The 13,128-nt window shown below is 66.9% G+C and carries 13 protein-coding genes; all 13 read left to right on the forward strand.

Going from position 1 to position 13,128, the window contains the following annotated elements; translation table 11 throughout:
• Positions 1 to 9 precede the first annotated feature (9 nt).
• The 13 genes from AB0L58_RS25260 (at position 10) to AB0L58_RS25320 (ending at position 13,069) form a co-directional block, all read left to right on the forward strand.
• A complete protein-coding gene (locus AB0L58_RS25260) occupies positions 10 to 1,542 on the forward strand; it encodes a sugar ABC transporter ATP-binding protein (RefSeq protein ID WP_364390118.1) in 1,533 nt (510 codons plus the stop codon).
• Positions 1,539 to 2,582: an ABC transporter permease gene (locus tag AB0L58_RS25265; protein WP_364390119.1), complete on the forward strand. Its 1,044-nt coding sequence runs from the start codon at positions 1,539 to 1,541 to the stop codon at positions 2,580 to 2,582. The genes AB0L58_RS25260 and AB0L58_RS25265 overlap by 4 nt, the downstream gene beginning before the upstream one ends.
• Positions 2,579 to 3,592, forward strand: coding sequence for a galactofuranose ABC transporter, permease protein YjfF (yjfF, locus tag AB0L58_RS25270; RefSeq protein ID WP_364390120.1), 1,014 nt, complete (start codon positions 2,579 to 2,581; stop codon positions 3,590 to 3,592). Before AB0L58_RS25265 ends, yjfF begins: the two co-directional genes overlap by 4 nt.
• A gap of 76 nt (positions 3,593 to 3,668) precedes the next feature.
• The gene (locus AB0L58_RS25275; RefSeq protein ID WP_364390121.1) at positions 3,669 to 4,334 is read left to right on the forward strand and encodes a GntR family transcriptional regulator; all 666 of its coding nucleotides are present in this window, start codon (positions 3,669 to 3,671) and stop codon (positions 4,332 to 4,334) included.
• 273 nt (positions 4,335 to 4,607) lie between these two features.
• Entirely contained in the window at positions 4,608 to 5,345 is a 738-nt protein-coding gene (locus AB0L58_RS25280; protein ID WP_364390122.1) for a PIG-L deacetylase family protein, read from the forward strand.
• Positions 5,342 to 6,154: a DUF1932 domain-containing protein gene (locus tag AB0L58_RS25285; protein WP_364390123.1), complete on the forward strand. Its 813-nt coding sequence runs from the start codon at positions 5,342 to 5,344 to the stop codon at positions 6,152 to 6,154. Before AB0L58_RS25280 ends, AB0L58_RS25285 begins: the two co-directional genes overlap by 4 nt.
• Positions 6,145 to 6,858, forward strand: a complete 714-nt coding sequence (locus AB0L58_RS25290; RefSeq protein WP_364390124.1) for a 4-carboxy-4-hydroxy-2-oxoadipate aldolase/oxaloacetate decarboxylase — start codon at positions 6,145 to 6,147, stop codon at positions 6,856 to 6,858. The genes AB0L58_RS25285 and AB0L58_RS25290 overlap by 10 nt, the downstream gene beginning before the upstream one ends.
• Positions 6,855 to 7,928 (forward strand): 4-oxalomesaconate tautomerase, encoded by a 1,074-nt coding sequence (locus AB0L58_RS25295; protein ID WP_364390125.1) that lies wholly within the window; start codon positions 6,855 to 6,857, stop codon positions 7,926 to 7,928. Before AB0L58_RS25290 ends, AB0L58_RS25295 begins: the two co-directional genes overlap by 4 nt.
• A 28-nt stretch (positions 7,929 to 7,956) precedes the next feature.
• A complete protein-coding gene (locus AB0L58_RS25300) occupies positions 7,957 to 8,928 on the forward strand; it encodes a VOC family protein (protein ID WP_364390126.1) in 972 nt (323 codons plus the stop codon).
• Positions 8,929 to 9,065: 137 nt separating this feature from the next.
• Positions 9,066 to 10,403, forward strand: a complete 1,338-nt coding sequence (locus tag AB0L58_RS25305) for an aromatic acid/H+ symport family MFS transporter (protein WP_364390127.1) — start codon at positions 9,066 to 9,068, stop codon at positions 10,401 to 10,403.
• Positions 10,404 to 10,599: 196 nt separating this feature from the next.
• Entirely contained in the window at positions 10,600 to 11,613 is a 1,014-nt protein-coding gene (locus tag AB0L58_RS25310; protein WP_364390128.1) for an NADP-dependent oxidoreductase, read from the forward strand.
• Positions 11,613 to 12,422 carry an SDR family oxidoreductase gene (locus tag AB0L58_RS25315; RefSeq protein ID WP_364390130.1) on the forward strand — a complete coding sequence of 270 codons (810 nt, stop codon included), beginning with the start codon at positions 11,613 to 11,615 and terminating at the stop codon, positions 12,420 to 12,422. The genes AB0L58_RS25310 and AB0L58_RS25315 overlap by 1 nt, the downstream gene beginning before the upstream one ends.
• Positions 12,419 to 13,069 carry an HAD family phosphatase gene (locus AB0L58_RS25320; RefSeq protein ID WP_364390132.1) on the forward strand — a complete coding sequence of 217 codons (651 nt, stop codon included), beginning with the start codon at positions 12,419 to 12,421 and terminating at the stop codon, positions 13,067 to 13,069. The genes AB0L58_RS25315 and AB0L58_RS25320 overlap by 4 nt, the downstream gene beginning before the upstream one ends.
• Positions 13,070 to 13,128 lie beyond the last annotated feature (59 nt).

Genomic DNA, 13,128 nt, shown 5'->3' on the forward strand with positions numbered 1-13,128 from the left:
GAGCAGTGCATGTCGGAACCGACTGTCACACCCGCACTTCGGATGTCGGGCATCGTCAAGCATTTCGCCGGGGTCACCGCACTGTCCGAGGTGGACCTGCGGCTGTTCCCCGGTGAAATACACGCACTGGTCGGCGAGAACGGTGCGGGCAAATCCACCCTCATCAAGGTGCTCACCGGTATTCACGACGCCGATGCCGGGAGCATCGAACTCGACGGTTGCCCAGTGCGTTTCACCGGCCCGCAGCAGGCGCTGCGGGCCGGGGTGAGCACCGTCTACCAGGAGGTGAATCTGTGCCCGAATCTGTCGGTCGCGGAGAACATCTACATCGGACGGGAACCGCGGCGGGCCGGTCTGATCCGCTTCGCCGCGATGCGTCGCGATGCCGCCCGGCTGCTCACCGGGCTGCATCTGAACATCGATGTGGCCGCCCCACTCGGCTCGTATTCGCTTGCGGTGCAACAGCTCATCGCCATCGCCCGGGCCGTCGACCTGGATGCGAAGGTCCTCATTCTGGACGAGCCGACCTCGTCGCTGGACACCGGTGAGGTCGAGCAACTGTTCGCGGTAATGCGCGGGCTCGCCGCAGCGGGCGTGGCCATCGGGTTCGTCACCCACTTCCTCGATCAGATCTTCGAGATCTGCGACCGGGCCACGGTGCTGCGCAACGGAACCCTGGTCGGCGAATATCCGGTGGCACAGCTGAGGCAGAAGGATCTCATCGCGCACATGCTCGGCACCGCGCTGAGCGCGCTCGACGAGATCGAGCACGAGAAGCCGGATCCGGCGGTGGTCGCGCGCCACGATCCGCTGGTGCAAGCCACGGGGATCGGGGGCCGCCGCAATTCCGTCGCGCCGTTCGATCTCACCGTGCGCGGCGGCGAAGTCGTCGGATTGGCCGGGCTGCTCGGCTCCGGCCGCACCGAAGTGGCGCGACTGCTCTTCGGCGCAGACCGAGCGTCCACCGGGAATCTACGTGTGGCAGGAACACCGACGGCGCTACGTTCACCGCGCACGGCGATCGACCACCGGATCGCCTTCTGTCCCGAAGATCGCAAATCCCAGGGCCTGATCCTCGACCTGTCGGTGCGCGACAACATCGTCCTCGCGGTCCAGGCCGCGCGCGGCTGGGCCCGGCCGCTGTCGGCACGCAAGCGCGACGAACTCGTCGCCGGATACATCACCGCGCTGCGGATCGTTCCGGCCGATCCGGATACGCCGGTGAAATTCCTCAGCGGCGGCAACCAGCAGAAGGTGCTGCTGGCCCGCTGGCTGGCCACCCGGCCGAAACTGCTGATCCTCGACGAACCGACCCGCGGCATCGATATCGGCGCCAAGGCGGAAATCCAGCGGCTGGTCATCTCACTCTCCGAGGAAGGCATGTCGGTGCTGTTCATCTCCGCCGAACTCGAGGAAGTGCTGCGGCTCAGTCACAAGGTGGCGATCCTGCGCGATCGGCGGCTGGTCGCCGAACTCGTCAACGATGCCACCTTGACCATGGACCGGCTCACCGAAACCATGGCGAGCGGTGCGGTTTCATGACGATCATCCGAAACCACCTGTTCTGGCCCGCGACCGCGCTCATCGCGCTGCTGGTCGTCAATGTCGCGTTCACGCCCGGATTCCTCTCGATCCGCGTCCAGGACGGACACCTCTACGGCAGCCTGATCGATATCCTGCGCTACGGCTCGCCGCTGGTCCTGATCTCGCTCGGCATGACGCTGGTCATCGCGACGCGTGGGATCGATCTGTCGGTCGGCACGGTCGTGGCGATCGCCGGCGCGCTGGCCTGTCTGCACATCAGCACCATGCCGGATCAGACCGACGCCGGCGGCGTCGCCGTCGCCGTGCTGATCGCGCTCGGCGTGGCGGTCGCGCTCGGCCTCTGGAATGGAATTCTGGTGGCGCGCTTCGGGATTCAGCCGATCGTGGCGACCTTGATCCTGATGGTTGCCGGACGCGGTGTCGCACAGCTGATTACGTCGGGCCAGATCATCACGGTCAACAGTCCGCCGTACAAGGTCATCGGAGGCGGCTATCTGCTCGGCCTGCCGGTGCCCGTCCTGGTCGCCGCCGCGGTATTCGCCGGGCTCGCGGCGTTATTGCGACGCAGTGCGCTCGGGCTGCTGCTGGAATCGGTGGGCGGCAATGCCGAGGCGGCGCGTCTGGTCGGCATCCGGGCCGGTGGCCTGATCGTCGCGGTGTACGCGGTCTGCGCGTGCTGTGCGGCGGTCGCGGGACTCATGATCAGTTCGAATGTCTCCGCGGCGGACGGCAATAACGCCGGACTGTGGATCGAACTCGATGCGATTCTCGCGGTCGTCATCGGCGGTACCGCGTTGACCGGTGGGCGATTTCAGCTCGGCGGCACCGTGCTCGGGGCGCTGGTGATCCAGACGCTCACCACCACGATCTATACCGTCGGGGTACCGCCGGAGACGACACTGGTTTCCAAGGCGGTTGTGGTGATCGCGGTATGTCTGGTCCAGTCACCGGCGTTCCGCGCCAAGGTCTTTCGCCGTCGCCGTCGCCGCCGACTCGGACCGGTCATCGCATCGACACCGACGGAGGCGAATACATGAATGTGCTGACCCAGGCCCGCTCGGTCCGACCGGTGCTGCGCCGACCCACGATGCGCGGTTACGGCAGCCGGTACATCCCGGTGCTGGCCACCGCGGCACTGTTCGCCGTCATCTATGGCGTCGGGGTAATCCGCTATCCGGCATTCGGCTATCCGCAGGTTTTCGTGAACCTGTTCATAGACAACGCCTTTCTGCTCGTCCTCGCCGTCGGGACAACCTTCGTGATACTCACCGGCGGCATCGACCTGTCCGTCGGTGCGGTGCTGGCCTTGTCCACGGTGGTCTCGGCATGGCTGGTGACCGCGCACGGGTGGCCGCCGCTGCTGGTCATGCCGCTCATGTTGGTCGGCGGCACGCTCTTCGGAGCCGCAATGGGCGCGGTTATCCACTACTTCGAGATCCAGCCGTTCATCGTCACGCTGGCCGGTATGTTCCTCGCGCGCGGGCTGGCATATGTGATCAGCACGGATTCGATCACCATCACCGATCCGGTGTATACGGATCTGGCGCAGCGCCGCTTCCGGCTCGGCGGGGATGTCTTCCTGACGGTGGGCATGCTCGTCGCGCTGGTGATCGTCGCCGCGGCCTTCGTCGTCCTGCACTACACCCGACTGGGTCGCACCGCATACGCGATCGGCGGCAATGAGCAGTCGGCGCTCATGATGGGCCTGCCGGTGGCCAGGACCAAGGTCGCCGTGTACGCGATCAGCGGCTTCTGCTCGGCTCTCGCGGGCATCCTGTTCACGCTCTACACCCTGTCCGGCTGGAGCCTGCACGCCGTCGGCATGGAACTCGACGCCATCGCCGCGGTCGTCATCGGCGGCACCCTGCTCACCGGCGGCTCCGGATTCGTCCTCGGCTCGGTACTCGGCGTACTGACCCTCGGGGTGATCCAGACGATCATCAGCTTCGAAGGCACCCTGAGTTCCTGGTGGACCAAGATCTTCATCGGCGTCCTGCTACTCGCCTTCATCCTGCTGCAACGCACCATCGGAACCCGCGACGGATAACGGCTCCGCAGGGGTGTCGTTGGGCGACTCGGGGAATTGTTGGCATAATTTCGAACAATATGGTCGCCTGAACAGGATGGTGTCAGTGTCGCAGACTTCCGAGTTGGAGCGAGGAACGCAGGGCAAAGCCATTGCGGTGGAGCGGTTGCGGCGCGCCGTTCGACAGGGGGAGGTTGCGCCAGGGCAGCGGCTGGTCGAGGCGGAGCTCGTCGAGCAGTTCGGGGTTACCAGGGGTAGCGTGCGGGCCGCCATCGACGAGTTGGTGGCCGAAGGGTTGATCGAGCGCATCCACAATCGGGGTGCGCGGGTGCGCCGAGTTACCAAGCAGCAGGCGGTCGAGATACTCGAATGCCGTAGGGCGCTGGAAGGTCTGATTGCCGCCAAGGCCGCCGAGAACGCCAGCCCGGCCGATGTGGAACGGCTGCGCAGGTATGCCGATCAGCTCACCGCCGCGGTGCGGGAGAGCGCGCCGCTGAAGTATTCCGAGCTCAATCATGAGGTGCACGCGGTGCTCGCCGAGATCGCCGGCCAGTCCACGGCGAGCGATCTGATCGGGCGGCTCAATACCCAGGTGGTGCGGTTCCAGTTCCAGTTGTCGCTGCGACCGGGGCGGCCACAGACATCGTTGGCCGAGCATCTCGCCGTGATCGATGCCGTGATCGCGCACGATCCGGCCGGCGCCGAACAGGCCATGCGCGCCCACCTGGACAGTGTCATCGCCGCCGTCGGCGACTTCGACTGAACACGAGTCCGATTCGGCTCCGACGGGATCTGCGTCGCCGCGGTGAGCAACCCCGGCGTACTCGCGTCCGAGCTCGTGCCGCGTCCTGGAATTCCGTGGATGCTCGACAGGCCACCGACCACGCTGGGGCCGCGACGTCTCACAACATCACCAAACTTCGTCATCAAAATTGTTGACAATTTCGCCGACAAAAATCTACCGTGGTAGCGGACATGCCCACATGTCCGTGCTCCGCCGCCTGGTGCGGCATCCGTGATCGAGTGAGGTGAGGCGATGGCCGAGAACGCAACCGAATCGCTACTGGTGGTAAGTGCCCACGCGGGCGACTTCGTCTGGCGCGCGGGCGGCGCGATCGCGCTGGCCGCGGCGCGCGGCGAGCGGGCCACGGTCGTGTGCCTGAGCTATGGCGAGCGCGGTGAGTCGGCCAAGGCCTGGCGGGAGGGTAAGACCCTCGACGAGATCAAGGCGCTGCGCCGCGGCGAGGCGGAGGCGGCCGCCGACGTGCTCGGCGCCGAAATCCGCTTCCTCGATGCGGGCGACTACCCGCTGCTGGAATCGCCGGAGCTGACCGACCAACTGGTGCGCGTCTACCGCGAGGTCACCCCCACCGTGGTGCTCACGCACACCCTGGTCGACCCGTACAACGGCGACCACCCCGCCGCCGCCCGCATGGCGCTGCAGGCCCGCATCCTGGCCCAAGCCATCGGCTACGACGCTCCCGGCGAGGCATTGGGCGCTCCCCCGGTCTTCAGTTTCGAACCACATCAGTCGGAGATGTCGGAGTTCCGCCCCGACGTGCTGCTCGACATCACCGAGGCATTCGAGACCAAGCGCAAGGCGATGCGCTGCCTCGGCGCCCAGGAACATATGTGGACCTACTACGAGGACTTGGCCGCGCGGCGCGGCGTACAGCTCGAACGCAATGCGGGCCCGAACCTGGGCCTGCTGAAGAACAGCCGTGCCGAGGCGTTCGTGCGCCACTATCCGCACGTCACCACCCGGCTGTCGTGAAGATCCCCGTCCCGGCGCATCAGCTCCGCGTTGCGGTGCTCGGATTCGGTGAAGCCGGTGGCGCTTTCGCCCGCGATCTGGTGCCGGCCGGTGCCGATGTGCGCGGGTTCGATCCGAAAGTCGTTGCACCGGAGGGTGTTACGCAGCGCTCCGGGGACGCCGACGCGGTCCGGGACGCGGATCTCGTCTTCAACCTGACCACCGGAACCGAAGCCGAGTCCGCACTGCGGGCCGCTCTGCCCGGACTGCGGCCGGGCACCGTTTGGGCGGAGGCGAATACGGTGTCGCCCGCGTTGAAGGTGCGGCTGGCCGAGCTGGTCGACGAGGTCGGCGGCGATCTCGTGGACGTGGCGATCATGGCCCCGGTACCGGGACAAGGCCTGCGCACCCCGATGGCGGCCGCGGGTCCGGCGGCGCCACTGTTCGTGACCATGATGAGCAGCCTCGGGGTCGCGATCGAGCCGGTCCCCGGCCCGATCGGCGCCGCGAGCGCACGCAAACTGCTGCGCAGCGTGGTCTACAAGGGCTTGGCGGCGGCCGTCGTCGAGGCGATGGCCGGTGCCGCCGCCGCAGGCTGCGCCGAATGGTTCCACGAGCACCTGACCACCGAGTTCGTGAAGTTCGACGCGGACATGATCGACCGGCTGATCAGCGGCACCTACACGCACGCGCACCGCCGCACCGAGGAGATGACGGCCGCCGCACAGCAACTGGCCGACCTCGGCATCACCCCGCATATCGCGTCCGCCACCCGAGATGCCTTGCAGGCCATCACCACAACGCATCGCGAAGGAGAACAATGCCCATGAAGTCCATCGTGGTGACCGATCCGCCGCGCGCATCGATCGAGGATGCCGATCAGCTGGGTGCATACGGTGTCGCGACCGTACACGAGGCGGCGGGCCGGGTCGGATACCTGGGTCCCCGACTGCGGCCCGCCTGGCCCGGCGCGCGGATCGGCGGCACCGCCGTCACCGTCGTGTGCTGGCCCGGCGACAACCTGATGATCCATGTTGCGGTGGAACAGTGCGGCGAAGGCGATGTCCTTGTGGTCGCGACGAATTCGCCCTCTACGGACGGGCTTTTCGGTGAGCTGTTCGCGACCGCGCTACAGCGGCGCGGTGTGCGCGGCGTCGTCTTGGGTTGCGGCGTCCGCGATGTCGCGGAGCTGCGGGAGATGGGCTTTCCCGCATGGTCGACAGCGGTGAGTGCGCAGGGGTCGGTCAAGGCGACCGCCGGGGCGATCAATGTGCCGATCGTGTTGGAGGGTCAGGTGATTCACCCCGGTGATGTGATCGTCGCCGACGATGACGGCGTCGTCAGTGTGGCGCGCCGGAAAGTTCCTGAGGTGCTGGAGCTTTCGGCCGCCAGGGTGGCCAAGGAGGAAGCCAGCCGCCAGGCGTTCCAGCGGGGTGAGCTCGGTTTGGACCGCTACGGCCTGCGCGAGCGTCTCGCCGAATTCGGCATCACCTACCTTTCCTACGACGACTACATCACCGCGGAGACGCAATGAATCCGGTTGCTGGCCAAGGTGTTCCGTGCATATGGATGAGGGGCGGAACATCCAGGGGCGGGTATTTCCGGGCGGTCGATCTGCCCGCGGATCCGGCGGCACGCGATGATCTGCTGCTGCGGATCATGGGCACCCCGGATCCGCGGCAGATCGACGGTATGGGCGGGGCGACCTCGCTGACCAGCAAGGTGGCGATCGTTTCGCCATCGCGGCGACCCGGTGTCGACGTCGATTATCTGTTCCTGCAGTTGGGCGTGGAGCAGCCGACGGTGTCGGATAAGCAGAACTGCGGCAATATCCTCGCTGGTGTAGGCCAGTTCGCGGTGGAGACCGGAATGGTGACCGCGACCGGTGACAGTGCGAATGTCCGCATCCACCTCGTCAATTCCGATGGTCTCGCGACCGCGACCTTTCCGATTCGCGACGGGCTGCCCGCCTACGACGGCGACACCGCCATCGACGGCGTCCCGGGCACCGCGGCACCGGTGGTGCTGTCGTTCACCGATACCGCGGGCTCGGCCACCCAAGGCCTGTTCCCCACCGGACGGCTGCGCGACAGCATCGACGGGATCGAGGTCACCTGTGTGGACAACGGCATGCCGGTCGTGGTCGCGACCGCGGCGAGCTTCGGGCTGACCGGCTACGAAGCGCACGCCGAACTGGCCGCCGACACCGCGCTGCTGGACCGCGTAGACCGGGTGCGTCGCAAGGCCGCCCAGTTGATGGGTCTCGGCGACGTGTCGCAGTCGTCGGTGCCCAAGACGGTGCTGCTCGCCCCGGCCCGCGATGGCGGCCGAGTGTGCACCCGCTCGTTCATTCCCGTCCAACCACACACCTCGATCGGCGTATTCGCCGCGATCAGCGCGGTAACAGCGATGATGACTCCGGGAGCGGTCGGTCACGACCCCGCAGCGGCTCGGCCGCGGCGGGTGGACGTGGAGCACCCGTCCGGACATCTGCTGGTCGATATCGACCTCGATACCACCGTCGCCCCGCCGCTGGTGCGTTCGGCCGGTGTGGTGCGGACCGCTCGAAAACTGTTCGCCGGTACGGCTTTCCCCCGCACTTGATGCGCCGCTGGTCAAGGAGGACCGAAATATGGCACCCCGTCACGAGATCGCGCATCTGGCGCACGTGCAACTGCTCACCCCCAAGCTCGACGAGAGCGTCCGCTTCTGCACCGATTTCCTCGGCCTGCGGGTGGTCGGCGCCGACGGCGACCTGGTCTACCTGCATGCCTGGGACGACTACCAGCACCACACCCTCACCTTGCGGGCCCACCGCCACGCCGGGATCGCCCGCACCTACCTGCGCGCGGCGAGTCCGGAGGCACTGCGGCAACGAGTCGCAGCGCTCGAGGCGATCGGCCGCGGCATCGGCTGGACCGACGGTGAACCGGGCTTCGGCCCCACCTATCTGTTCACCGATCCCGACGGCCACGAGTTCGGCCTCTATTACGAAGCCGAGTGGTTCGAGGGCGGTGACGATGTCCGGCCGTCGCTGAAGAACCAGGCCGCGGCCTATCCCAGCGGCGGCGTACCGGCGCGGCGGCTGGACCACGTCAACTTCCTCGGCAAGACCCCCGTGGACAACCGCGACTTCCTCCTCGACACGCTCGGCGCGATGACCACCGAACAGATCGTGCTCGACAACGGCACCGTGGCGGGCACGTGGACCACCTTCACCAATAAGAGCTACGACATCGTCTACACCAAGGACAATCTCGGCAGATCCGGACGGCTGCACCACATCGCCTTCGCCGCCGACAGCCGCCACGACATCCTGCGCGCCTGCGACGTCGCCCTCGACCAGGGGGTATTCATCGAGACCGGGCCGCACAAACACGCCATCCAGCAGACGTTTTTCCTCTACGTCTACGAGCCGGGCGGCAACCGCATCGAACTGTGCAACCCCGGCGCCCGGCTGATCCTGGCACCGGACTGGAAGCGGGTGGATTGGACCGAGACCGAACGCGCCAAGGGGCAGGCCTGGGGACTGAAGACCATCGAGTCGTTCCACACCCACGGCACCCCCACCGCCGAGGAGCTGGCACGCGAGGATCCCCACTGATCAGCTCGCAAACCGGCGCGCCGCGATCCCTGGCCCGCACCAATTGTTAACAATTTTGATCAAAATATTGTGTGCTATATCTCAAGCATTGTAACGTGCGTCACTGTGAAGCACACTTCTGGACGAAAGAGACGCCGTTGTCCTCGATAGCTCTGCCCGGCGGCAACACCCCCATTTCCCGACTGGCGGCACGCGTCATCGCACTGTGCTGGTTCCTCGTCCTGCTGGACGGTCTCGATCTGTTCGTCTACGGCGCCGTACTGCCCGGCGTACTCGACGACAAGGAATTCCATCTGACCAAGGCCATGGGTGGTGATATCGGCAGCCTCACCAACTTCGGCATGCTGCTCGGCGCCCTCACCGCCGGTCTGCTCACCGACCGCATCGGACGGCGCAAGATCCTCATCACCGGGGTGATCATCTTTTCGATCGCCTCGGCCGGTGCGGCTGCCGCACCGTCGGTCGGCGTATTCGCGCTCGCCCGATTCATATCCGGCTACGGCCTCGGCGGCCTGCTGCCGACCTGCATCGCACTGGTGCAGGAATTCGCACCGGCCGGGCGCAAGGCCTTCGCGGTCACCTTCCTGATGACCGCCCATCAGGCGGGCGGCGCATTGGCCGGTGCGCTGGCCATGTCGGTCGTACACGCGCTCGGCTGGCGTTCGGTGTACTGGTTCGGCGCGCTACCCCTGCTGTTGGTGCCGGTGGTGGTGACGCTGCTGCCGGAATCGATTACCTACCTGCTGTCCAGCGGCCGCACCGAACGTGCTGCCGCGCAAGCGGCGAAATACGGTGTGCCGCTGGAGTTCTACACCCCGGAGCAGGGTGCGCAGCCGCGGCGCGGCGATGTGCGCGCGCTCTTCGCGTCCACCGTGCGGCGGACCACGCTGCTGTTCTGGGTCGCGTCGTTCTTCGGCCTGCTGCTGGTCTACGGCATGAACACCTGGCTGCCGACCATGATGCGCGGCCACGGCTACAACCTCGGCTCGGCGATCAGCTTCCTGCTGGTGATCAACCTGGGCGGCATCGTGGGCATGCTGATCGCGGGCCCGCTGGCCGACCGATTCGGCCCGCGCCCGGTGGCGATGGTCTGGTTCGCGATGACCGCGATCGGCGTGAGCCTGCTGGTTTTCCACATGCCGTTGCTGGTGACCTACACCGTCGTCTTCCTCACCGGCGGCTTCCTGTTCAGCGCGCAGACCCTGATCTACGCGGCCACCAGTTCGTACTATCTGCCGAGCGTGCGGGCCACCGCATTGGGCTGGGTCTCCAGCGTGGGCCGGTGGGGTTCGATCTTCGGCCCCTGGTTCGGCGGCGTGCTGCTGTCGCACGGACTCACCACCAGTGGATTCGGCATGTTCGCCGCGGCCGCGGTGATCGCCCTGCTCATGATCACCTTCGTGCGCCGCAATCCCGAGGTGGATGTCATCAATGCGGCCGAAGCTCGCGCGGCGGTCACCGCACAGCCCGCATAATCGGATCGTGGTCGGGTGCGCCGTGACCTGTGCACCCGACCGTGAACCGTAGTGCGGTTGCCGGGACAACAACGCGGTCGATGTGATCCAACAATTGAATCCGACGTCAACTTCAATTAACCTCTGAGCCATCCGGCAACCGGCGCTCCATCTCGGACGCCTCGGTCAGCGCGCATGAACATGGAGGTTTCTGGTCGTGAAGAGCCGAGAGGTACATCTGGTGGCCCGGCCCACCGGCGAACCCGCACCATCCGATTTCCGAATGGTGACCACGGATGTCCCCGATCCGGGCAGCGGACAGTTGCTCGTCCGCAACGACTGGATGTCCGTCGATCCCTATATGCGCAACCGCATGAACGACGTGAAGTCCTATATTCCCCCGTTCCAGCTCGACAAGCCCATGGACGGCGGCGCGGTCGGCACGGTGGTCGCTTCGGGCGTACCGGGAATCGACGTCGGCGCGACCGTACTGCACGATCTCGGCTGGCGCGAGTACGCGCTGCTGCAGGCGAGGCATGCGCGCGTGGTCGACGCCGCGCTGGCCCCGGCCGAGGCCTACCTCGGTCCGCTCGGCATCCCCGGGCTGACCGCCTATGTGGGTCTCAAGGAAATCGCGCCGGTTCGTCCGGGTGATGTCGTCTTCATCTCGGGTGCGGCGGGCGCCGTCGGCCTCGCCGCATGCCGAGTCGCCAGGCACTTCGGCGCGGCGAAGATCATCGGGTCGGCGGGCGGCCCGGAAAAGGCACGGCGGCTGGTCGAGGAGTTCGGCTACGACGCCGCGATCGATTACCGGGCGGGCAGTCTGGGGAAACGGTTGCACGAGGCGGCCCCGGACGGCATCGACGTCTACTTCGACAATGTCGGCAGCGATCATTTGCAGGCGGCGATCGGCTCGATGCGCGACTTCGGCCGCATCGCCCTGTGCGGAGCCGTCGCCGGGTACAACGCCGAAACCCCGCCGCCCGGCCCGAGGAATCTCGCGCTGGCGGTGGTGCGCCGACTGTCGTTGCGTGGCTTCATCGTCACCGACCACGGTGACCTCGCACCGGAGTACGCCGCGCTCGCGGCGGACTGGGTGCGCGACGGCAGTCTCCACGTCCCCACCACGGTGCTGACGGGTATCGACACTGCCATCGATGCCTTTCTCGGCCTGCTGCGCGGTGCCAATACCGGCAAGATGCTGGTCCGGCTGAATGCCGAGGAGGACTGATGCACGTGCAGAACACGGTCGCGATCGTGACCGGCGCCGCGGGCGGCATCGGTGCGGCCATCGCACAACGCCTGCTCGAGCACGGAGCCCGGGTCCTGATCACCGACCGTGACGCGGACCGGCTCGCGGCGACAACGCGGCGACTCGCCGAGGCATTTCCCGGCGCGGTGTCCGGACAGGCCGGTGACGCCGCATCCGAATCCGATCTGCGCAAGCTCATCGACACGGCCACAGCCGAATTCGGCCCCGTCGATATGTTCTTCGCGAACGCCGGTGTGGGCGGCGGACCGGGCCTGGACGCCACCGATACACAGTGGGAGCAAGCACTGGAGGTCAACACCCTGGCCCACGTACGGGCGGCGCGGCTGCTCGTCCCCGGCTGGCTCGAGCGCGGCAGCGGCTACTTCGTGAGCACCGCCTCGGCGGCGGGACTGCTCACCCAGATCGGTTCGGCCACCTACACCGTCTCCAAGCACGCGGCCGTCGGTTTCGCCGAATGGCTGGCGGTGACCTACGGGGACCGCGGCGTACGGGTCAGCTGCCTGTGCCCGATGGGTGTCGATACCGCGCTGCTCACCGGACTCGGCACGGACGGCGGATCCGACGGTGACCTGGCCACCCGAGCCGTCACCGGAGCTGGGGCGGTACTGGCTCCCCTCGATGTGGCCGATCGGGTGCTCGAGGCCGTCGAGGCCGAACGTTTCCTCGTGCTGCCGCATGCGGAAGTCCGAGAATTCCTGCACCGCAAGGTTTCCGATCACGACCGGTGGATCGCGGGCATGCAGCGTTACCGGAGGTCGCTGTCGTGAACGGGCCTGTCGGGAATGGACCCGTCGGAAATCGACGCAGCGCTGTCCTGTTCGATTTCGGCGGCGTGCTCACCACGGCCGTACTCGCCGCCTTCACCGAATTCGGCGCGGAACTGGGCGACCCGCGGCTACCGCTGCGCCTGCTCGCCCGCGATCCGGAAAGCAGTGCGCTGCTGGTGGATCACGAGGAGGGGCGAATCGGTCAGCGCGCGTTCGAGGCCGGGTTCGCGCGGCGGCTGCGCGCGCACGGGGTCGATATCGCCGATGAGGGCCTGATGGATCGCATCCAGTCCCGACTGCATCCCGACCCGGAAATGATCGAACTCGTCGCGCAGGTCCGCGCGGCGGGCTATCGCGTCGGCCTGCTGTCGAATTCGCTGGGCGACGACTGCTATGCGGGCTTCGACCTGCCAGCCATGTTCGACGCGGTGACCATCTCGGCGGAGATAGGTGCCCGCAAGCCATCCCGGCGGGCGTACCTCATCGGCTGCGAACGGCTCGGTGTCGCGCCCGAGCAGACCATCATGGTCGACGATCTCGAGCAGAACATCACCGCGGCCGAACTACTCGGACTGGGCGGCATCGTGCACCGCGATGCCGCATCGACTGCGGCCGAATTGTGGCCCGCGCTACGAACCCCCAGCTGATCCCCCCACCCTGCGGCGCAGTCGCTTTCGACAGCTCGCACCGACGATCGGAGCCCCCG

This window comes from Nocardia sp. NPDC052112 (assembly GCF_040680135.1).
In the GTDB taxonomy this organism is placed as follows: domain Bacteria; phylum Actinomycetota; class Actinomycetes; order Mycobacteriales; family Mycobacteriaceae; genus Nocardia.

Excerpts from the sequence above, each read along its gene's own strand:
- AB0L58_RS25265 (WP_364390119.1), top strand. The coding sequence starts at position 1,539 with ATGACGATCATCCGAAACCACCTGTTCTGGCCCGCGACCGCGCTCATC.
- AB0L58_RS25260 (WP_364390118.1), top strand. The coding sequence starts at position 10 with ATGTCGGAACCGACTGTCACACCCGCACTTCGGATGTCGGGCATCGTC.
- AB0L58_RS25295 (WP_364390125.1), top strand. The coding sequence starts at position 6,855 with ATGAATCCGGTTGCTGGCCAAGGTGTTCCGTGCATATGGATGAGGGGC.
- AB0L58_RS25300 (WP_364390126.1), top strand. The coding sequence starts at position 7,957 with ATGGCACCCCGTCACGAGATCGCGCATCTGGCGCACGTGCAACTGCTC.
- AB0L58_RS25290 (WP_364390124.1), top strand. The coding sequence starts at position 6,145 with ATGCCCATGAAGTCCATCGTGGTGACCGATCCGCCGCGCGCATCGATC.
- AB0L58_RS25280 (WP_364390122.1), top strand. The coding sequence starts at position 4,608 with ATGGCCGAGAACGCAACCGAATCGCTACTGGTGGTAAGTGCCCACGCG.
- AB0L58_RS25315 (WP_364390130.1), top strand. The coding sequence starts at position 11,613 with ATGCACGTGCAGAACACGGTCGCGATCGTGACCGGCGCCGCGGGCGGC.
- AB0L58_RS25275 (WP_364390121.1), top strand. The coding sequence starts at position 3,669 with ATGGTGTCAGTGTCGCAGACTTCCGAGTTGGAGCGAGGAACGCAGGGC.
- yjfF (WP_364390120.1), top strand. The coding sequence starts at position 2,579 with ATGAATGTGCTGACCCAGGCCCGCTCGGTCCGACCGGTGCTGCGCCGA.